At 72.0% G+C, this 19,905-nt stretch carries 14 protein-coding genes and 1 pseudogene; 8 read left to right on the top strand and 7 right to left on the bottom strand.

Annotated elements, in window-relative coordinates:
• Positions 1-24: 24 nt before the first annotated feature.
• Positions 25-1,284, top strand: coding sequence for a DNA polymerase IV (locus tag GA0070561_RS29060; protein WP_091407663.1), 1,260 nt, complete (start codon positions 25-27; stop codon positions 1,282-1,284).
• Between the two features lie 116 nt (positions 1,285-1,400).
• Positions 1,401-1,799: a DUF3040 domain-containing protein gene (locus GA0070561_RS29065; RefSeq protein WP_088988398.1), complete on the top strand. Its 399-nt coding sequence runs from the start codon at positions 1,401-1,403 to the stop codon at positions 1,797-1,799.
• 351 nt (positions 1,800-2,150) lie between these two features.
• Here the strand turns inward: GA0070561_RS29065 and GA0070561_RS29070 are convergent, their stop codons facing one another.
• From GA0070561_RS29070 to GA0070561_RS29080, 3 genes are read right to left on the bottom strand one after another with little or no spacing between them, the layout of a single operon-like run.
• Positions 2,151-4,622, bottom strand: a complete 2,472-nt coding sequence (locus GA0070561_RS29070) for a transglutaminase TgpA family protein (protein WP_091407666.1) — start codon at positions 4,620-4,622, stop codon at positions 2,151-2,153.
• Between the two features lie 16 nt (positions 4,623-4,638).
• Complete coding sequence (locus tag GA0070561_RS29075; protein ID WP_091407668.1) at positions 4,639-5,937, bottom strand: DUF58 domain-containing protein; 1,299 nt, start codon at positions 5,935-5,937, stop codon at positions 4,639-4,641.
• Position 5,938: 1 nt separating this feature from the next.
• Entirely contained in the window at positions 5,939-6,994 is a 1,056-nt protein-coding gene (locus tag GA0070561_RS29080; protein ID WP_091407670.1) for an AAA family ATPase, read from the bottom strand.
• A 273-nt stretch (positions 6,995-7,267) separates the two neighbouring features.
• Here GA0070561_RS29080 and GA0070561_RS29085 point away from each other — a divergent pair, with 273 nt between their 5' ends.
• Together GA0070561_RS29085 and leuS are read left to right on the top strand one after the other, a co-directional pair.
• Positions 7,268-8,059 carry a cysteine hydrolase family protein gene (locus GA0070561_RS29085; protein WP_091407673.1) on the top strand — a complete coding sequence of 264 codons (792 nt, stop codon included), beginning with the start codon at positions 7,268-7,270 and terminating at the stop codon, positions 8,057-8,059.
• Positions 8,060-8,277: 218 nt separating this feature from the next.
• Positions 8,278-11,118 carry a leucine--tRNA ligase gene (gene leuS / locus GA0070561_RS29090; protein ID WP_091407676.1) on the top strand — a complete coding sequence of 947 codons (2,841 nt, stop codon included), beginning with the start codon at positions 8,278-8,280 and terminating at the stop codon, positions 11,116-11,118.
• Positions 11,119-11,523: 405 nt separating this feature from the next.
• Here leuS and GA0070561_RS29095 read toward each other — a convergent pair whose 3' ends face one another.
• The 4 genes from GA0070561_RS29095 to GA0070561_RS29110 are packed head-to-tail and all read right to left on the bottom strand — an operon-like array spanning position 11,524 to position 14,954.
• Complete coding sequence (locus GA0070561_RS29095) at positions 11,524-12,321, bottom strand: aminoglycoside phosphotransferase family protein (protein ID WP_091407678.1); 798 nt, start codon at positions 12,319-12,321, stop codon at positions 11,524-11,526.
• Complete coding sequence (locus GA0070561_RS29100) at positions 12,318-13,001, bottom strand: TVP38/TMEM64 family protein (RefSeq protein ID WP_091407680.1); 684 nt, start codon at positions 12,999-13,001, stop codon at positions 12,318-12,320. Before GA0070561_RS29100 ends, GA0070561_RS29095 begins: the two co-directional genes overlap by 4 nt.
• Entirely contained in the window at positions 12,998-13,717 is a 720-nt protein-coding gene (locus GA0070561_RS29105; RefSeq protein ID WP_091407683.1) for a type 1 glutamine amidotransferase, read from the bottom strand. The genes GA0070561_RS29100 and GA0070561_RS29105 overlap by 4 nt, the downstream gene beginning before the upstream one ends.
• Positions 13,707-14,954, bottom strand: coding sequence for a MurT ligase domain-containing protein (locus GA0070561_RS29110; RefSeq protein ID WP_091407686.1), 1,248 nt, complete (start codon positions 14,952-14,954; stop codon positions 13,707-13,709). The genes GA0070561_RS29105 and GA0070561_RS29110 overlap by 11 nt, the downstream gene beginning before the upstream one ends.
• A 355-nt stretch (positions 14,955-15,309) precedes the next feature.
• On the opposite strand from GA0070561_RS29110, the gene mraZ reads away from it, so the two are divergent.
• The 4 genes and pseudogenes from mraZ (at position 15,310) to GA0070561_RS29130 (ending at position 19,864) form a co-directional block, all read left to right on the top strand.
• Complete coding sequence (gene mraZ / locus GA0070561_RS29115; protein WP_030488958.1) at positions 15,310-15,741, top strand: division/cell wall cluster transcriptional repressor MraZ; 432 nt, start codon at positions 15,310-15,312, stop codon at positions 15,739-15,741.
• 206 nt (positions 15,742-15,947) lie between these two features.
• A pseudogene (rsmH, locus tag GA0070561_RS29120) lies at positions 15,948-17,058 on the top strand (16S rRNA (cytosine(1402)-N(4))-methyltransferase RsmH).
• Positions 17,048-17,653: a cell division protein FtsL gene (gene ftsL, locus GA0070561_RS29125; RefSeq protein WP_091407689.1), complete on the top strand. Its 606-nt coding sequence runs from the start codon at positions 17,048-17,050 to the stop codon at positions 17,651-17,653. The pseudogene rsmH and the gene ftsL overlap by 11 nt, the downstream one beginning before the upstream one ends.
• A 3-nt stretch (positions 17,654-17,656) precedes the next feature.
• A complete protein-coding gene (locus GA0070561_RS29130) occupies positions 17,657-19,864 on the top strand; it encodes a peptidoglycan D,D-transpeptidase FtsI family protein (protein WP_091407691.1) in 2,208 nt (735 codons plus the stop codon).
• Positions 19,865-19,905: the final 41 nt, after the last annotated feature.

Consider the following 19,905-nt stretch of genomic DNA (forward strand, 5'->3'; position numbering starts at 1 on the left):
GTACCTCCGGGTTAACCTGCCGGGATGGGCCGCAGCCAGTCGTTGCCCCGGGGCGACGATCCGCGCTTCGGGCCGGACGCCGACGACTCCGCCAGCCCGATCCTGCACGTCGACATGGACGCCTTCTTCGCCGCCGTCGAGGTGCGTCGCCGCCCCGAGCTGCGCGGCCGGCCGGTGGTCGTCGGCGGCATCGGCCCGCGCGGGGTGGTCAGCTCGGCCAGCTACGAGGCCCGCCGGTACGGCGTCCGCAGCGCGATGCCGACCAGTCAGGCCCGGGCCCGCTGCCCCCACGCGGTCTACCTGCCGCCGGATTTCTCCGCCTACACGGCCGCCTCCCGGGCCGTCATGCAGATCTTCCGGGACGTCACGCCGCTGGTCGAGCCGCTCTCCCTCGACGAGGCGTTCCTCGACGTGACCGGCGCCCGTCGGCTCTTCGGCTCCCCGGCCACCATCGCCCGGCTGATCCGTCGCCGGGTCGCCGACGAGCAGGCGCTGACCTGCTCGGTCGGGGTGGCGCCGACCAAGTTCGTGGCCAAGCTGGGCTCCACCCGGGCCAAGCCGGACGGCCTGCTGGTCGTGCCCCCCGGGCAGGTCCTCGACTTCCTGCACCCGCTGCCGGTGGACGCGCTGTGGGGGGTGGGGGAGCGCGCCGCCGAGGCGCTACGCCGGCTCGGCCTGACCACCGTCGGCGACCTCGCCGAGGCGCCGGTGGGCATGCTCCGCCGAGCCGTCGGTGCCGCCTCGGCATCCCACCTGCACGAGTTGGCCTGGGGGCGCGACCCGCGCGGGGTCAGCCCCGAGCACGTCGACAAGTCGATCGGCGCCGAGGTGACCTTCGACGTCGACGTGGCCGACCCGTTGGAGATCCGCCGTGCGTTGCTCGCGCTCAGCGCGAAGGTCGGTGTCCGATTGCGCGGCTCGGAGCAGGTCGGGCGCACCGTCTCACTCAAGGTCCGGCTGTCCGACTTCCGCACCGTCAGCCGATCTCGCACCCTCGACGTTCCCACCGACACCGCCCGCGAGATGTTCGACACGGTCTGGGCGCTCTACACCGCGTTGGACCCGGGCGAGCGGATCCGACTCGTCGGTGTCCGGGTGGAAGGGCTCGCCCCGGCGCAGGGCGCTCCCCGACAACTCACCCTCGGCGCGCCCGAGCGTGGCTGGCGCGAAGCGGAAGCTGCCGCGGACGCCGCCGCTGCCCGTTTCGGGCGGTCCGTCATAGGTCCGGCCAGTCTGATGGGCGACCGTGATCCCCGTCGAAACGAAAATCCACCCCGCCCATAGGTCGTCCCGCTTTCCGACGCGCGACCCCCCTCGTAGACTTGCGGGTAAGCAGCCGGTTGGCTGCCACGGTCTGTCGGCCCGAGTGGGCCCGACCAACGTGACCGGGGAGGAGTGCCGTGCCGCTCTCGGAGCACGAGCAGCGGCTGTTCGAGCAGATCGAGCGGTCGCTTGCCGAGGACCCCAAATTCGCCTCGGCCGTGCGCGCCAGCGATCCGCGCTTCCATGCGCGGCGTCGCCTGCTCGTCGCCGCCGGCGTCATCATCGCTGGCTTGGCTCTACTGGTCTATGGCGCGGTGATCAAGACTCCACCGCTGGCGGTGGCGGGCTTCGTCGTCATGCTGGCGTCGGCCGCGTTCGCGGTGCAGTCGCACCGGCGGGCGCAGTCACCCGACCTGCACGTGGTGGGCGGCACGACGAGTCGTCGTCGTCCCCGCGGTGGCCGATCCGGTCGCCGGTCGTCACTGCTGGACCGCATGGAGGACAGGTGGCGGCAGCGCCCGGAGGGGCACCGCTGAGCCGGTCCCGCCGCTGAGGCGGGCCGTACGCCGCGACGAGCGGTCGCCGGGCACAGCCCCGGCGACCTCCGGCGTATCCGCGCGCCCTTCCACGGCTGCCAGCTCTCCGCAGGACCACTCTCCGCATGATCGTGCTCGGTCCTGGATGTAGTGGCATCGTGCCCAGGGAAGGGCCTATTTCCTGGATCGAGCACGATCTGGGGGTCGTTGAGCCGCCGCACCCATGCCCGGCCCGGCGTCGCCACCCCACGCCACCCATGATCACTTGATGGTGTGCAGTCGCGAGGATCTATCGGCAACTACCGGTCATCAAGTGATCATGAGTGGCGGAGTGGGCGGGTCGGGTTTCGGTCAGCGAGCGGCGCGGTCGGCCAGCAGCCGTCGAGGGTTCCACCGCAGCAGTCGGTACCGGGCCTGCCCAGTGAGCGCCACCATCCGGCTGGACCTGTCGGCCATGGTGGTGCGCCAACGCAGCAGCACCGAGGGCGGCAGGACGGCGGCGAGCAGGCGGGTCCGTCGGTCCGCCCGTGAGGCGAGCGCCGCACGGACCGCGCGTAGCGCCGGCAGCAACCGCTCACCGGTCAGCGGATCCCGCGCGTAGCGGGCCCGCTCCTCCGCCCGGCCGAGCAGCCGCGCCGACCCGATCGCGTCGTCACCGTCGAGGGCGTCCCGGACAAGCCGGTCCGCGGTCGCCCTGGGCGTCTCGGTCGGATCGACCGGGACCCGGAAGTCCACAAGCGTGTCGAGCAGCTCCGCCCAGGCGGCGTGCGCGTCCGCGCGAGCCCGGTTGGCGTCCGCGCTGACCACCACCGGCCGTACCCCCGGCTCGCTGTCGCGGTCGACAGCGGCGGAGGCCATCGCCACGCTCGCTGCGCGGCCACTGCGTCGGCGGCGTAGGGCCATCCGGCGCAGCGCGGGCACCGCGAGCAGCACCAGCAGGGCCACCAGGGCCGCTGCCCACCAGGGCCAGACCGGTGGCTGTTCGTTCGGCGTCGTCCCGCCGAGAGAGAGCCCGTCGTCGGTGTCCCGGTCGGCGTTGTCCGGGCTGGTCGGCTCCGTCGAGGCGCCCGGGTCCGTCGGGGCGCTCGTGGCGCTGGAGTCCGGGCTGGGCGCCTCCGGCGCGTCAGTGTCCGGCGCCCAGGCCGACCGGGTGGAGCCGGGCACCCCGTACGCCGGGGTGGCGTCGAACGGCACCCAACCCGCCCCGTCGAAGTAGACCTCGGTCCACGCGTGCAGGTTGAGGTTGGTCAGCGTGAAGGTGTCACCGTCGCGCTTGCTGCCGTTGGTGAACCCGAACGCCACCCGGGCCGGAATGCCGGCCGAGCGAACCAGCCAGGCCATCGCGGCGGCGTACTGCTGGCAGTAGCCGACCTTGTTGGTCAGGAAGTTGACGATGTCCTGACCGCTGCTGCCGCTCTCGGTGCTCAACCGGTAGCTGAACCCGTTGTCCGCCGAGAAGTGCTTGTAGATCGACAGCACCCGGTCGTAGTCCGTGCGCTTGCCCTGGATCAGCCCCTTGACCAGCTCCTCAACCTCGGGCACCGGCCCGGGGGTGGCGGTCATCTGTCGGCGTACGGGGTGCTCGGTCGGCAGCGGCTTCGCTGTCCGCAACGCATCGGGCGTGAAGGTCGAGCGGACGTAGTCGAAGGAGTACTTCCGACCGCGGGAGTTCTCCCGGTTGGAGAAGACGACCTGCTGGTTGGCGTCGTAGAGCCAGTTGTCGCTCAGGTCGTCGGCGCGGGTCGGTTCGGCGTACACCGGCATCAGCGACATGCTCAGGCTCTTGGTGACCTCGACGGTCGCCTGGTAGGTGGTCTGCTGCACGCCTGGGCCGGCCCGGTCGGCCGGGTTCGGCAGGTCTTTGTTGACCGACCGGCCGCTGGGGTTGCGCGCCTGGAAACCAGCGGGGCGCAGCTCGTCGGCGACCGCGTAGCGCAGGTAGAACGGGCTCTGCTCGGACGTCTTCACCTTCACCAGGTCGGCCACCTGGGACTGGTTGAGCTGGCCGGCGAGCGAGGCGAACAGGTCGATCCGACCCGACGTGCCGCCCGAGCCGGACCCGTTGCCGGGGCCGTTGCCCGGCCCTCGGCTGAGCGAGTCGAGCAGCCCGCCGGTCATGCCGGGCACCGCCAGCGGCAGCACCACCGCCAGGGCCACCCCGACCGCCGCGAGCCGACGACCGGCGGACGCCAGCGGAGAGGCCTCCCACACGTCGACGTCGCGGCCATCACCGGTGAACCGGCGCCCGAAGCGGCGCACCCGGTCGACGTTGTCGGTGACCAGCAGCCAGAGGTAACCGGCGGCGCCCACCACGAACGGCACCGCGGGGACGCTGTCCACGTAGACGGCGACCGGCACCGAGTAGATGGCGAGCATCGGCAGCCCCGCCAGCGCGGGCCGGCGCAGCCCCACGGCCAGTACGTCCACCAGCACGGCGACCCCGCCGACGCCGAGCACGGCGATGAACAACAGCGGGTCGGTGTCCGGGACCTCGACCCCGTACGAGCGCATGTCCTGCATGGAGCCGGCGAGCAGGTCGCCGAAGTACGCGAACGTGCCCGGAGTGGGCAGGATCGCGAACAGCTCCTGGCCGCTGGGGAACAACCAGGTCAGGGCGAGCATCAGGCCGGCCAGCATGCCCAGCACCTGACCCCACAAGGGTGCCCGGGCGAGGCGGGTCAGCGCGGCCACCCCGGCCACCACGGCGACCGCGATGATGGACTCGATCAACCACGTCCAGCCCTGGAAGATGGCCGACAGCGGCGCGGCGGCCAACAGCGTGGCAGCGGCCGCCACCATGCCGATGTTCCGACTGCTGATCATGAGGGGAGCCTTCCGTTCATCGCACACCGCCGGCGACCGTCTCGGCCAGCGCGGCCCGCAGGGCGAACCCCTGGGCGCCCCGACCGACCTGCGGCCACAGCGCCGGCAGCCGGCCGCCGTGGTCGACGCCGACCACCCGCCAACCACTCTGCAACATGGCGAGGACAGCGGCGGCGTGGGCGTGCTCCGCCTCGGCCCGCGCCTTCTCCGGCAGGCTGAGCCAGGTGGAGCTGTTCAGCAGGAAGCCGACACAGGTGGCACCGTTGCCCCGCAGCCCGGCCAGCAGCTCCGCCTCGGCGACGCTCACAGTGCCGAACAGGCCGATGATCAGACCGCCGTCGGCGCGTTGGCGGACCCGCTGCACGAGGCCGGTGACCTCGGCGCGCTGATCCAGTCGGACCTCCGCGAGGTGGTCGAGCAGCGCGCCGTCCCCGCCGGCCTCCGAGGCGTCCACATCTGCCCCCGAGCCGGTGACCAGGCGCAACTTGTAACCGGCCTGCCGCAGGTGGACGGCGATGCTCGCGGCGGCCGAGACCGACCACTCGAAACTGGCCGTCGGCCCCTCGCCCCGGTGACCGTACGCCCGGGTGTCCAGGACGACGGTGGCCCGGCTCTCCCAGGGTTGTTCCTCGCGGCGCACCATCAGCTCACCGGTGCGGGCCGTGGACTTCCAGTGCACCCGGCGCAGGTCGTCGCCGCGCCGGTACTCCCGGGTCGCCGCGTCGTCCTCGCCGTGCACCGCCACCGAGCGGGCCCGGCTGTCGCCGCTGCCCGCGTACTCCCCGGGGAGCCGGACCGACGGCAGCGGGGTGACCTGCGGGATGACCGTCAGGTGGTCGGTGCTGGGGAAGGAGCGGGTGAGTTCACAGAGGCCGAACGGGTCGGTCATCCGGACGACCAGCGGGCCCACGTCGTAGCGACCCCGCACGTCGGCCCGCACCGTGTACGCCACGGAGCTGGCCTGGTGCGCGCCGAGCCGCTCCAACACCACCCGGGGCCGGCTGCCCAGCGCGTAGGGCAGCCGGTCCTCCAGGAGCAGGGTGCCGGTCGGCAGCCGGGAGAGGTTCTGCAGGCGCAGCACCACCCGGGAGTTGGCGCCGACCGGAACCCGGTGCGGGTCCAGGGAGCGGTTGCAGGCCAGCTTGTAGCGGCTCCGCCCGACGTAGGCGGCGGCCAGCAACGGCAGGATGGCCAACAGCACAGCCACCCGGAGCAGGTCCTTCTCGCCGAGGATGCCGGCCGAGACCGCCGCCGCGACCGCAGCGGCGAGGAAGGACCGCCCGCGGGTGGTCAGCCCGCGTAGCCCGGCACGCACGTCATGGCCTCCGTGGCTCGTAGGGTGCGCGACCGTTGCCGGTGGCGGGGGGCCGGGTGTCGTACGGGTTGCGCTGCCGGTCGTGTGGCAGCGGCAGGCGGTGCACCAGCTCGGAGACGATCGCGTCGGTGGTGCGCCGGGCGAGCTGCGCGTCGGCGGTCGGGATGATCCGGTGGGCGAGCACCGGCACCGCCAGGGCCTGCAGATCGTCGGGAAGGACGTAGTCGCGGCCCTCCAGGGCGGCGACCGCCCGGGCGGTGCGCAACAGTTGCAGGGTCGCCCGGGGGGACGCGCCGAGCCGCAGGTCGGGGGCCTCGCGGGTGGCGGTGACCAGGTCGATCGCGTACTGCTTGACCGCGTCCGCCACGTGCACCTGCCGGACGGTGGCGATCAACTGCCGGACGATGGCCGCGTCGGAGACCGCGCGCAGCTCGTGCAGCGGGTCGGTGGCGCCGTGCCCGTCGAGCATGGCCAGCTCGGCGTTGGAGTCCGGGTAACCCATCGCGATGCGGGCGGTGAACCGGTCGCGCTGCGCCTCCGGCAGCGGGTAGGTCCCCTCCATCTCGATCGGGTTCTGGGTGGCGATCACCATGAACGGGGTCTGGAGCTGATACGTCACCCCGTCGACGGTGACCTGCCGCTCCTCCATGCACTCCAGCAACGCCGACTGGGTCTTCGGCGAGGCCCGGTTGATCTCGTCGCCGACCACCAGGTTGGCGAACACGGCGCCGGGGCGGAACTCGAAGTCGTGCGTCTCCTGGTTGTAGACGCTGACCCCGGTGACGTCGCTGGGCAGCAGGTCGGGGGTGAACTGGATCCGTCGCACGGTGCAGTCGATGGACCGCGCGAGGGCCTTGGCAAGCTTGGTCTTGCCGACACCCGGGACGTCTTCGATCAGGAGGTGACCCTCGGCGAGCAGGACGGCCAGGGCGAGCCGCACGGTGGCGGTCTTACCCTCGATGACCTGCTCGATGTTGGCCACGATGGCCTCGCTGGCGGCGCGGAACTCGTCGTGCGGCAACAGGCCGCCCACCTCGTCCCAGGTCTGTTGTGTCACGGGCCTCCTCCTCGTCGCCGTCACGGCAGCTCTCTAGAGAGCACCTGGACCCGCCGTTGGGTTCGCGACGTCGAGCCTCGTTTGCCGCAGGAATCTCACTAGTCTCTCAGGCTAACCATGTTTGTCGTTATCGCCGACCCCCGCAGGTAGTCCGCCGCTTACGCACCGGAATATCCGCCCTTCGGGAGATGCGTGACCAGTCCGCGCGCGGGTATCCGGTGGCCCGCCCGCACGGCCGACCGGTCGGCGGCCACGTGACCGGGGGAGAGCAGCGTGTGGCGGGAGCGGGACATCTACGGGCAGGCCGACGACGGCGGCGTACGTCTCGGAGGTGGGGTGGCGCAGTGGCGGCTGCACGCCGACCACGTCGACGTGGCGACCGGCGCCGGCGAGCGACGAGCCTGTATCGAGGCCGAGTTGCTGCCTGTCGTGGTGGACCTGGACGCGACCGCCCTGGTCCTGCTCGACCTGCAGAACGACTTCTGTTCTCCGGGCGGCTGGACCGACCGCTCCGGGCTGGACCACACGGCCTGCCGGGCGGCGATCCCCGGCGCGGTACGGGCGGTGGAGGCGGCCCGCCAGCTCGGCGTACCGGTGATCTGGGTGTACTGGTACAACCGCCCTGACCTGCGTAATCTCGGCGCGCCCACACTCTGGTCGTTCAAGCACCGCCTCGACCAGGCCGGCATCGGGGAGCAGCTGGACCACGGCCCGGTGCTGACCGAGGGATCGTGGGGCGCGACGCTGGTGGACGAGTTGCGGGAGCTGGTGCGTCCCGAGGACGTGCAGGTGGAGAAGTACCGGATGAACGGCTTCCATGCCACCCACCTCGACCAGGTGCTGCGCGCCCAGGGCATCCGCACCCTCCTGTTCGGCGGGGTCAACACCGACCAGTGCGTCAGCACCACCGTCGAGGACGCGTACTTTCGGGACTACGCCACAGTGCTACTGACCGACGCGACCGCCACCTCCAGCCCCGCCTACTGCAAGGACGCCGTGGTCTTCAACTCCCAGCAGTGCTGGGGTTTCACCTCCGACACCGCCCGGTTCGCCGCGGCCGCGTGACCGCCTCGCGTCCTACCTGGCGGCGGTACGTCGTCGCACCGCACGGCGAGGTACACTGCGGGGCATGGCCGGAGTCTTCCTGCTTCTTACCGGGCCGTGCTGATGCGCTGAACCCAGCGACAGCACGGCGGCCCCTCCTGCGCGAGGGGCTTTTTTGTGCCCGCCGCCGGCCCGGCCCGGTGGTGCCGAGACGAAGCGAAGCGAAGCGAGGAGAGACGATGAGTGAGGCAGCCGCACCGGCGGGCGACATTCCCCCGTTCCGGTACACCGCGGCCCTGGCCGACGAGATCGAGATTCGTTGGCAGGACATCTGGGCGCGCGAGGGCACCTTCCACGCACCGAACCCGACCGGCCCGCTGGCCGACCCGACCCACCCACGCGCTGGCGCGGAGAAGCTGTACGTGCTGGACATGTTCCCGTACCCCTCCGGGGCGGGCCTGCACGTCGGCCATCCGCTGGGCTACATCGGCACCGACTGCTACGCCCGCTACCAGCGGATGGCCGGCCGCAACGTGCTGCACGCGATGGGCTTCGACGCGTTCGGCCTGCCCGCCGAGCAGTACGCGGTGCAGACCGGCACCCACCCCCGGACCACCACTGTCGCGAACATCGAGCGGTACAAGGCGCAGCTGCGCCGGCTGGGGCTGGCGCACGACGAGCGCCGCTCGGTGGCCACCATCGACACCGACTTCTACCGCTGGACCCAGTGGATCTTCCTGCAGATCTTCAACTCCTGGTACGACCGCGACGCCGGCCGGGCCCGTCCGATCGCCGAGCTGATCGCCGAGTTCGAGGGCGGTAACCGGCCCACCCCGGACGGCCGCGCCTGGGCCGAGCTGAGCGTCGCCGAGCGCCGCCAGGTCGTCGACGACCACCGCCTGGCGTACGTCTCGCAGGCGCCGGTGAACTGGTGCCCGGGGCTGGGCACCGTGCTGGCCAACGAGGAGGTCACCGCCGACGGCCGTTCCGAGCGGGGCAACTTCCCGGTCTTCAAGCGCAACCTGAAGCAGTGGATGATGCGGATCACCGCGTACGGTGACCGTCTGCTGGACGACCTGGACAGCCTGGACTGGCCCGAGCCGATCAAGCTGATGCAGCGCAACTGGATCGGCCGCTCCACCGGCGCCCACATCGACTTCCCGACCAGCGCGGCACCGGTGCGGGTGTTCACGACCCGTCCGGACACCGTCTTCGGCGCCACCTACATGGTGCTGGCGCCCGAGCACGAGCTGGTCGACACGCTGGCGCCGGCCAACTGGCCGGACGGGACGAGGGACGCCTGGACCGGCGGGCACGCCAGCCCCCGGGAGGCCGTCGAGGCGTACCGCAAGGCGGCAGCCGCCAAGACCGACGTCGAGCGGCAGTCCGACACCAAGGAGAAGACCGGCGTCTTCATCGGCGCGTACGCCACCAACCCGGTCACCGGCGGGCAGATCCCGATCTTCATCGCCGACTACGTGCTGGCTGGCTACGGCACCGGCGCGATCATGGCGGTGCCGGCGCAGGACGAGCGGGACTGGGCGTTCGCCGAGGTCTTCGAGCTGCCCATCGTCCGTACCGTGCAGCCGGCGGAGGGCTTCGACGGCAAGGCGTACACCGGGGACGGTCCGGCGATCAACAGCGCCGCGCCCGAGCGCGGCCTGGACCTGAACGGCCTGGGGGTCGCCGACGCCAAGGCGGCGATCATCGCCTGGCTGGAGGCGAACGGGCACGGCGCCGGCGCGGTGACCTACCGGCTGCGCGACTGGCTGTTCTCCCGGCAGCGTTACTGGGGCGAACCGTTCCCGATCGTCTACGACGAGACCGGCGCGGCCATCGCCCTGCCGGAGGAGATGCTGCCTGTCGAGCTGCCGGAGGTGGACGACTTCTCCCCGAAGACGTTCGACGCCGACGACGCCAACAGCAACCCGGAGACCCCGCTGTCGCGGCGGCGCGACTGGGTCGAGGTCGAACTGGACCTGGGTGACGGGCCGAAGCGCTACACCCGGGAAACCAACGTGATGCCGCAGTGGGCCGGCTCCTGCTGGTACGAGCTGCGCTACCTGGACCCGACCAACAGCGAGCGGTTCGTCGACGCGGAGAACGAGCGGTACTGGATGGGCCCGCGCGCCGACGGTGACTGCGGGGGCACCGACCTGTACGTCGGTGGCGCCGAGCACGCCGTGCTGCACCTGCTGTACGCGCGGTTCTGGCACAAGGTGCTGTTCGACCTGGGGCACGTGTCGTCGTTCGAGCCGTTCCGCAAGCTGTTCAACCAGGGCATGATCCAGGCGTACGCGTACACCGACGCGCGCGGCAGCTACGTGCAGGCCGAGGAGGTCTTCGAGCGCGACGGCGCCTACTACCTGGGTGACCTGGAGGTCAACCGCGAGTACGGCAAGATGGGCAAGTCGCTGAAGAACGTGGTGACCCCCGACGACATGTGCGCCGCCTACGGCGCGGACACCTTCCGGGTGTACGAGATGTCGATGGGCCCGCTGGAGGTCTCCCGCCCCTGGGAGACCCGGGCGGTGGTCGGCTCGTACCGGTTCCTGCAGCGGGTGTGGCGGGCCGTCGTCGACGAGCAGACCGGCGCCCTGCGGATCACCGAGGACCCGGCCGACGAGGCGACCCGCCGGCTGCTGCACAAGGTGATCGACGGGGTCCGTGGCGACATGGACGGCATCCGGTTCAACACCGCGATCGCCAAGCTGATCGAGCTGACCAACGGGCTGACCCGACTGTCGGCCACGCCCCGCGAGGTGGCCGAGCCGCTGGTGCTGATGGTGGCGCCGTTCGCCCCGCACGTGGCTGAGGAGCTGTGGCGCAAGCTGGGCCACGACACCTCACTGACGTACGCGGACTTCCCGACCGCCGACCCGGCGCTGCTGGTGGCCGACACGGTGACCTACCCGGTGCAGGTCAACGGCAAGGTCCGTGGCCGCATCGAGGTCCCCGCCGACGCCTCCGAGGAGAGCGTCCGCGCGGCGGCCCTGGACGCGGTGGCGGCGACCCTGGCCGGCAAGGAACCTCGCAAGGTCATCGTGGTCAAGGGCCGGATGGTCTCGGTCGTCGCCTGACCCCTTGCCGGTCAGGGCAGCGGGCGGTCCGGCGCGAGCGATACCGACTGTGACGTCCACGGAGGCGGGCACCGCGTTGAGCGTTATGACTCAGAGGCATAAATATGCCTCTGAGTCATAACGCTCTCCGGCGCATCCCCGCCGGTCACCGGACAACCGGCTCGTACTGGAAGATCACCAGATCCCCGGACGGCCGTGGGCCTGGCAACCGTGTGGAAGGGGTCGACGGTCGGGGGCCTGGTGCCTGGTGGCAACAGGTAGCGGCAGCCGGAGCCGGGCGGAGGGGTCACCCGGAACACGCGGACCGGTGCCGCCCAGTCCGGTCGCCAGACGGTCAGGGTGCTCGTCGCGCGACACCCAGGCCGTGGTCTGGCCGTCGGTGGTGACTGCAGGTCAACGGCACGGTCAGTGGACCTGTCGCCCCGGCGGAGGGCAGGCGGTCACCGCTACGACACTGCGATGGGTATACAGCCAGTTGTGCCAGCGGCGTATTCCGTCGACCACGCCTGAGGCGCGCAGCCGGAGCATGGCCGGCTCGCCCCGCTCGGCACCGGCGTCGATGCCCCGCCAGGTGCTCCCGATCTGATCGAGCATCACGTCCACCAGCTCACCCCGGTCCAGTGCCGGCGACGCCGCCTCGTAGGCGTCGCAGAGAACGCGACACCGTCGGCCCAGTTCGGCGGGATCGGCATCCTCACCCAACGCCGCCCAGTGCCAGCCGGCGAACGCCACGTCCTCGATCCGCCGGCCTGGCGCGGCCAGGTCCCAGTCGAGGAAGGCAACCGGGAGCGGCCCGGCGGGGGAGTCCCGGTACACCGTGTTCTTCGGGGACAGGTCGCGGTGGCACACGGTCTCGGCGTCGCCGGACAGGTCGGTGTCCGCGCACGCGTCGTGCAGCCGCCGGATCAGCTGGCCCAGTCGCACCAGCGCCGGGTCGGCGAAGAATTCGGGGTCCTCCCGGTCCCGCCACGGCACCCGCCCGGCGACGTAGCTGAGCATCTGCCGACCGTGGGCGTCGACGCCCAGGTGGCGGGGCGCGAGGTCCGCGCCCACCCCGGCCAGGTGGCGCAGCAGCGCGCCGACGAAGTCCAGGTTGGCGGGCGGGGTACGTCGTACCGTGTCGCCGACCCGGACCACGGCGGCGATGAATCCGCCGGTGAGTGGCTCCTCGGCAAAGCTGTCGGTCGGCTCGGGCACGGTCATACTGGCATCCGACGGCGCTGGCGTTCGGCGCGCCACCACTGGTGGATGAGCACCAGGCTGGCGATCAGGCCGAGGCTGGCCGGGGCGGCGGCGTACCAGTTGACGTGGCCGGGTGAGCTGACCGCCGCGCCGATCGCCGCGTAGCCGAAGGCGGTCGGCGCGGACGCGATCACGCTGCCGGCCAGGAACGGCAGCACCCGGGCGCCGGTAGTGCCGTAGCCGTAGCTGACCAGGCCGAAGCCGGCGATCGGCAGCAACCGGACGGTGACCACACCGAGCACGCTCTGCCGGGCGAACCAGCCGTCGAGGCGGGCCAGTCGACCGCGGACCCGTTCGGCCACGAACTCCCGACCGAGCAACCGGCCGACCGTGAACCCGATCGCCGCCGCCACCAGCGCGGCGCCCAGGGCGTACGCGGCGCCCTCCAGCGGGCCGAAGATCGCACCTGCGGCGAGCGTGATGAAGGTCCGGGGTACCAGCGCGACCAGCAGCAGCGCACCACCGAGGATCGCCGCCACCGGGGCGAGGTCGCCCAGCCGGTCGGCGACCAGCGGCAACTGCGCCGGATCCGGCCGGGGCACCAGCAGCAGCAGTAACCCGCACCCGCCGATCAGCAGGACGAGCAGGGCGAACCGGGCGGCCGACGGCTGCCGGAGCAGCCGCCGGACGGCACGGATCATGCCCGGGCGGCGGCCACCGCGGAGCGGCGCTCGTTGCGGAGCCGGTCCGACCAGGTGTCGTCCAACGGCGGGAGCTGGTGTGCGCCGGTGGCCCAGCGCAGCAGCAGGTCGGCCAGGGCGGGGTTGCGAGCCAGCGCCGGCCCGTGCGAGTAGGTGCCCAGCAGCTTGCCGCGCCACGCGCCCTCGGTGGCACCGTCGTTGCCCACCCCGGCGGTGACCCGGGCCAGCGGAGAGACCTCCGGACCGAGGTGGGTGCGGCCGCCGTGGTTCTCGAAACCGGTCAGCGGGGGCAGGCCCAGCCGGGGGTCGATCTCACCGGCCAGCTCGCCCACGGCCCGGCTCTCGCCCCGGTCGGACCGCAGGTCGAGCAGCTCCAGCCCGCGGCACTGCACACCCTTGGCGAAGAACGAGGTGCCGAGCAGTTGGTAGCCGGCGCAGACGCCGAACACCACCGAGCCCTGCGCGACGGCGCGGTGCAGGCCGCCGTCGGCCAGCAGCCGCTGTGCGCCGAGCGCCTGCGGGCCGTCCTCGCCGCCACCGACCAGGTAGATGTCGGCGGTCGCGGGCAGCCGCTCGTCGGAGCGGACCTCCAGCACCTCGACCGGCATCCCACGCTGACGGGCCCGGCGGGCGAGGATCAGGGCGTTGCCCCGGTCTCCGTAGGTGGAGAGCAGGTCGGGGTAGATCCAGACGATGCGCAGACTCTCAGATGACACGGTCCAACTCCGCTCGGATGTCCTGGAACGCGGTGTAGTTCGCGATGACCTCCAGCCGCCCGGGCGGGACCGACCGGAGTGCGTCGTCGAACGTGCGGACGTGCTGGAACGGCACGTCGTTGACGTCCAGTCGAACCGCCAGGTCGTATGCCCGGTCACCGGTGATCAACACCTGCCGGCCGCGCAGCGGGGCGAAGTCGACGTCGTAGAGCCAGGAGGTGTCCAGACCGTCGGGGTCGCGCGCGTTGATGGAGAGCAGGGTCGGCGCGTCGTCGGCCATGTCGAACGCCTCCAGCCAACTGGCCGGGTTCTTGGCCAGCAGCAGCCGGATGTTGCGCCCGTCCTTGTCGACCTGGGCGTAGCGGCCGGCCACCGAGGTGACGATGCCGAGGCGGGACACCGCGTCGACCGGGCGGACGCCGAACTCGGCGGCCACCGCCAGCGCTGTCGCCGCGTTACCGAGGTTGACCTTGCCGGGCAGTTGGAGGGAGACCTTGTGCCAGGCGCCGGTCGGGTCGAGCACGCCCTCGTCCTCGACGACCCAGTGCGGCTCCGGTCGGCGTAGCGGGCAGCCGGTGCACCACCACTGCTCGCCGGAGCGCTGGATGGTGGAGCCGCACTCCGGGCAGACCCAGGAGTCGTCGTGCCAGCGTTGGCCGGCACTGAACCACGTCACGTGCGGCGGGTTGATGCCCCGGGCGGGGTCGCCCGGTGGGGTGGCGGCCCACACGACCAGCGGGTCGTCGGCGTTGGCCACCACCCGTACGTCGGTGTGCCGGACCAGCGCCGCGCGCCAGAGCTGCGCCATCATGGCGACCTCCTTGGCGCGGTCGAGCTGGTCGCGGGAGAGGTTGAGCAGCGCGACCACGTGCGGCTCGGTCGCCTCCAGCACCTGCGCCAGGTAGTGCTCGTCGACCTCCAGCACCGCGTACGGGGTGCTGCCGGCCTTGGCCAGCGCCGAGGTGTGCCCGCTGGGCATGTTGGCGCCGAACGAGTTGGTGGCGACCCGGCCGAGCACGCCAACCGCGGCGGAGGTCAATCGGGTGGTGGTGGTCTTGCCGTTGGTGCCGGAGACGAGCGCGATCGCGCGCCCGGCCGACAGGTGGGCCAGCAGGTCCGGGTCGATCTTCAGGCCGATCCACCCGCCGATCACTGAACCGTCGCCACGGCCGGCCGCCCGGGAGAGCGCCGCGGCGGTCCGTGACACGGAGCTGGCCACCTTGGCCCGTAGGGGCATTTTCGCGTCCGTCACGCGAGCGAGGTTACCGGACCGCCGGCCCCACCAGATCGCCGCCGACGGTGAACCGTTCGGCCGTGGTGGCTGCGCGGGCGGCCGGGTCGGCGTCCCCCGGACGGAGTCGATCTATGTCGGAAAGCGGACCACGCCGAGGGGCGCTCAGAGCCCTCCACTCCGCTCCACCCCTTGTGACGTGCGGTTTTGTCGTCGGGTCGGGCGCGCCACGCGGGCGAATTTGGTTGCGGGTGGAGGGAAGTGGAGTAGAGTGGGGACCAATGGTGAGGCCGGGAGGGCTCACCGGCCCGGGGGGTCAGCGGCGCCGCGAACGCCGCTCAAGGGCGAGGGGGTTGGGCCGATGTTCCTCGGCACCCACACTCCGCGCCTGGACGAAAAGGGCCGGTTGATCCTTCCGGCCAAGTTCCGGGATGAGCTGGCGGGGGGTGTCGTGGTCACCAAAGGGCAGGAGCGCTGCCTCTACGTCTTCCCGACCCCTGAGTTCCAGCGGATCGCGGAGCAGTTGCGCGCACAGCCGATGACTCACAAGGCGGCCCGGGCCTACAGCCGGGTCTTCTTTGCCAGCGCGCACGACGAGGTTCCGGACAAGCAGGGTCGGGTGACCATCCCGGCTCACCTGCGGGCCTATGCCGCGTTGGACCGCGAGTTGGTGGTGATCGGCGCGAGCACGCGGGTGGAGATCTGGGACAAGGTCGCCTGGGAGACCTACCTCGCCGAGAGCGAAGACGACTTCGCCGACATCGAGGAGGGGGTGCTGCCCGGCGGTCTGTAGGGCGGTAACGGCGCCCGACGTACTGCGAGATCTCCAGCCGCTTTCGAGTTCCTGGCATCACTTCCCCGGTGCCAGGCGCACGATCCAGTCATTGGGCGACGGTCCGGTGTCAGGCGGGAGCGGATGGGGATCTGGCGGTACGACGGCAGCGCCGTCCGACGACAGGCGCACGAGAAGAACGGACGTTTCAACCAGTGGGGGTCATCATGGGGGAGTTGCGCGGCACGCACGTGCCGGTGCTGCTCGAGCGGTGTCTCGAGCTGCTGGCCCCCGCGCTGGGTCGAGGCGGCCGGACGGTCTACGTCGACGCGACGCTCGGTCTGGCCGGGCATGCGGAGGCGGTGCTCGAGGCGCATCCGGAGACGGTCCTGATCGGGCTCGACCGGGACACCGAGGCGCTCGCTCACGCGCGGGTCCGGCTGGCCCGGTTCGCCGATCGGGTGCACCTGGAGCACGCCGTCTACGACGAGTTGCCGGACGTACTGGACCGGCTGGGCTATCCGGCCATCGACGGCATCCTGTTCGACCTGGGTGTCTCGTCGTTGCAGTTGGACGCGCCCGACCGAGGGTTCGCGTACGCCCAGGACGCGCCGTTGGACATGCGGATGGACCAGACCCGGGGGGTGACCGCCGAAGAGGTGGTCAACACGTACGCGCATCCGGACCTGGCCCGGGTGCTGCGGGTCTACGGCGAGGAGAAGTTCGCCGGCCGGATCGCCTCGGCGATCATCCGGCAGCGGGAGCGGGCCCGGATCACCTCGTCCGCGCTGCTGGCGGAGCTGGTTCGAGACTCCATTCCGGCGCCAGCCCGACGAACGGGTGGGCACCCGGCAAAGAGAACGTTTCAGGCTTTACGGATCGAGGTAAACAGAGAGCTGGCAGCGCTGGAGACAGCGTTGCCATCCGCACTAGACGCACTGACCGTGGGCGGTCGCATGGTGGTCCTGTCCTACCACTCGCTGGAGGACAGGCTCACCAAGGCGGCCCTCACGGACCGGGTCCGCAGTAAGGGCCCGATTGACCTCCCGGTCGAGCTTCCCGGGTCCGGTCCGACGTTCCGGCTGCTCAGCCGGGGCGCCGAACTGCCGGGGGAGGCGGAGGTCGCCGCGAACCCGCGGGCCGCCTCGGTGCGGCTGCGGGCCGCGGAGCGCCTCGACCCGAACGCGACAGAGCAGGGGCGGACCGACCGCGAACGGTCTCGCCGACGGGTGAAGGGAATGCACCAACCGGGCACGGGGTCCGCCTGATCCGTGGGGGGTCAGGGGCGCCGGGACGGCTAGAGGGACGGACGTTGAGGGGGAGGGACATGAGCATTGACAAGCGCGACCGCCGGGACGTCACCGGCGGCGGGCAGCGCGCACCGCGGTCGGGGGGCCGGACCGCGGCGGAGCGGGCTCCGCGCCTCGGAAACGGTACGCCACGCATCGATCGAACGAATCGGCAGGGGGAGACTCGTGCCCGGGGGGCGCGCGAGTTCCCGACTCAGGGCTCCGCCGCGCTGCGACCGGTCGAGAAGGCCGCCAGCGCGACCAGCGCCCGGCCGCCGCGGCTGCGGGTGGCGCCGCCGCCGCCCATCTCGGTGCCGCGTGCGCCGTTCGCCGCGCTGATCGTGGTGCTGGTGGTCGGCGGGGTGCTGGGCATCCTGGCGGTCAACACCAAGATCAACGAGAACGCGTTCCGGCTGGAGCGGTTGCAGCAGCAGCAGGCTCGACTGGACCTGGAGAAGCAGCAACTGGACAAGCAGATCGCCGACGCCGAGGCGCCGGGCAACCTGACCGCCGAGGCGCGGCGGCTGGGCCTGGTCGACGCCGGCGAGCCGGGCTACATCCGGCTGCCGGACGGCAAGACCATCGGTGTGCCGCAGCCGGCGAACGGCCAGCCGTCGGTGACGAGCCAGGGTGCGGGAGGCTGACCGGTGCCACCAAGGTCGGACGAGCCGCGCCGGGACCCTACGGGGTCCCGGCGCGGTTCTGCACGTGATGCCGGGCCCGCCGACGGCGAGCCACGCACCGGCGAGCCGGGCATCGGGGGCATCTCCGGCGCCCGGGCGTACACCCCGAGGGGTCGGACCGTCCGCGAGGAGCGCGGCACGCCGGCCCGCGGTCAGGGCGCCGAGCAGCGGCGTACGCCGCGCAGCACCCGGTCCGGTGACCCGTTCCGGCCGGCGTTGCAGGTGCTCGACGGCGGTCGGGCCGCCGCCCGGGCCGGCCGGCGCGACGCTCCGGCGGCCGGACGCGGTGCTGTGGTGCGCACCGTCGCGCCGCGTACCCCCCGTGGCCCGGCTGGGGACGAGCCGCCGCCGCGCCGCCGGACCACGCCACGCGCGCCGCGACGCACCGACCGACCGGCGGCCCGGCGGCCGTCGCGCAAGCCACGACGCCCACCGAAGCTGGCCGACTCGCGGCTGCGGCTGCGGCTGGGCACCGTGCTCGCCCTGACGCTCTTCGCCTCCATCGGGATCCGGCTGATCTTCCTCCAGACGGTCGATGCTCCGGCGTACGCCGGGGGTGGCATCAGCGACCGCCTCCGCACGGTCGAGCTGCCGGCGCCGCGGGGCGCGATCTACGACAGCACCGGCGCGCCGCTGGCCCGCAGTGTCGAGGCGCGGTACGTGTACGCCGACCCGACCGAGGTGAAGGACCCGGCCGCCGTCGCCAAGGCGCTCTCCCCACTGCTCGGCATCCCGGTGTCGAAGCTCGTGGAGCTGATGAAGCCCCGCAAGCTGGAGGACGGTAAGGCGTCCCGATTCGTGTACCTGGCGCGGGGAGTGGAGATCTCCACCGCCAAGCGGGTGCAGGCGCTTGAACTCCTCGGCATCGGGGTGCACCGCGACGAGCGCCGTGAGGTGCCCGGCGGTGACCTGGCGGCCAACCTGATCGGCTTCACCAGCCAGGACATGGTCGGGTTGGAAGGGCTGGAGGCCCGCTACGACGACGTGCTCGCCGGTCAGGACGGCAAGCGGGTGTACGAGGCCGGCCTCGGCGATCTCGCCGCGCCCATTCCGGGCGGCTACAGCCGGACCACGCTCGCCAAGCCGGGCAGTTCGCTCGCCCTCACCGTCAACCGCGACCTGCAGTTCCGGACGCAGCAGATCCTCAGCGCGGGCATGGCCCAGGCGCCGGGCGGCACCGGCGCCGCGGTGGTCATCGAGATTCCCTCCGGCGCGGTGCTGGCCCAGGCCAGCAACCCCACCTACGACGCGGCGAAGCCGGTGCCCAGCGACCCGGTCGCCCGGGAGGACGCCGCGACCAGCTTCGTGGTCGACCCCGGCTCGGTGCACAAGGCGATCACCTACGGCGCGGCCCTGCAGGAGGGGGTGATCACGCCGGACACCACGTTGCCGATCGCCAACAGCATCAAGATGGGCGACACCTGGTTCTCCGACACGCACCCGGCCGACGGCAAGCGGATGAGTGTGCCGGGGATGCTCGCCTACTCGTCGAACGTCGGCACGATCACCATCGCCGAGCGGCTCGGCCGGGACCGGCTGATCGACTACCAGAAGCGGTTCGGGCTGGGTAAGCCCACCGGCGAGGGGATGCCCGGGGAGGCCAGCGGGCGACTGCTGCCGGCCGACGAGTGGAGCGGGTCGTCGCGCGGGTCGGTGCCGATCGGGCACAGCGTCGATGCCACCCCGTTGCAGATGGCCGCCGCGTACGCCGCCATCGCCAACAACGGCACGTACGTGCAGCCGCACCTGGTCAAGGAGGTGATCGGGCCGGACGGCAAGCGGACCCCCGCGCCGGCTCCGGTGACCCGGTCGGTGCTCAGCCCGCAGAACGCGGCGGCCCTGCGCACCATGCTGGAGGCGGTCACCACCGTCGACCACGCCACCGGCCTGACCGCCGCGGTCCCCGGTTACCGGGTCGCCGGCAAGACCGGCACCGGGTGGCGGCTGGTGAACGGCAAGAAGCAGCCCGGTGAGGTGTCCTCGTTCATCGGGATGGCCCCCGCCGAGAACCCCCGCTACGTGATCGCCGTCTTCGTCTACGCGCCCAACGGCGGGGGCGCGGCGATCGCCAATCCGGCGTTCCGGGACATGATGCAGTTCACGCTGCGTCACTACCGGGTGCCGCCCTCCACCGGCGGATCCGCGCCCAAGTTCGTGGTCTATCCGCGCTGAGCAGCAACGGCGGGACATCATCGGTGAGTGCCGACGAACCA

The sequence above is a fragment of the Micromonospora saelicesensis genome, from assembly GCF_900091575.1.
GTDB classification, from domain to species: domain Bacteria; phylum Actinomycetota; class Actinomycetes; order Mycobacteriales; family Micromonosporaceae; genus Micromonospora; species Micromonospora saelicesensis.

Coding starts and splice junctions, on each gene's coding strand:
- GA0070561_RS29060 (WP_091407663.1), top strand. CDS start 25: ATGGGCCGCAGCCAGTCGTTGCCCCGGGGCGACGATCCGCGCTTCGGG.
- GA0070561_RS29070 (WP_091407666.1), bottom strand. CDS start 4,622: ATGATCAGCAGTCGGAACATCGGCATGGTGGCGGCCGCTGCCACGCTG.
- leuS (WP_091407676.1), top strand. CDS start 8,278: ATGAGTGAGGCAGCCGCACCGGCGGGCGACATTCCCCCGTTCCGGTAC.
- GA0070561_RS29095 (WP_091407678.1), bottom strand. CDS start 12,321: ATGACCGTGCCCGAGCCGACCGACAGCTTTGCCGAGGAGCCACTCACC.
- GA0070561_RS29100 (WP_091407680.1), bottom strand. CDS start 13,001: ATGATCCGTGCCGTCCGGCGGCTGCTCCGGCAGCCGTCGGCCGCCCGG.
- GA0070561_RS29110 (WP_091407686.1), bottom strand. CDS start 14,954: ATGCCCCTACGGGCCAAGGTGGCCAGCTCCGTGTCACGGACCGCCGCG.
- mraZ (WP_030488958.1), top strand. CDS start 15,310: ATGTTCCTCGGCACCCACACTCCGCGCCTGGACGAAAAGGGCCGGTTG.
- ftsL (WP_091407689.1), top strand. CDS start 17,048: ATGAGCATTGACAAGCGCGACCGCCGGGACGTCACCGGCGGCGGGCAG.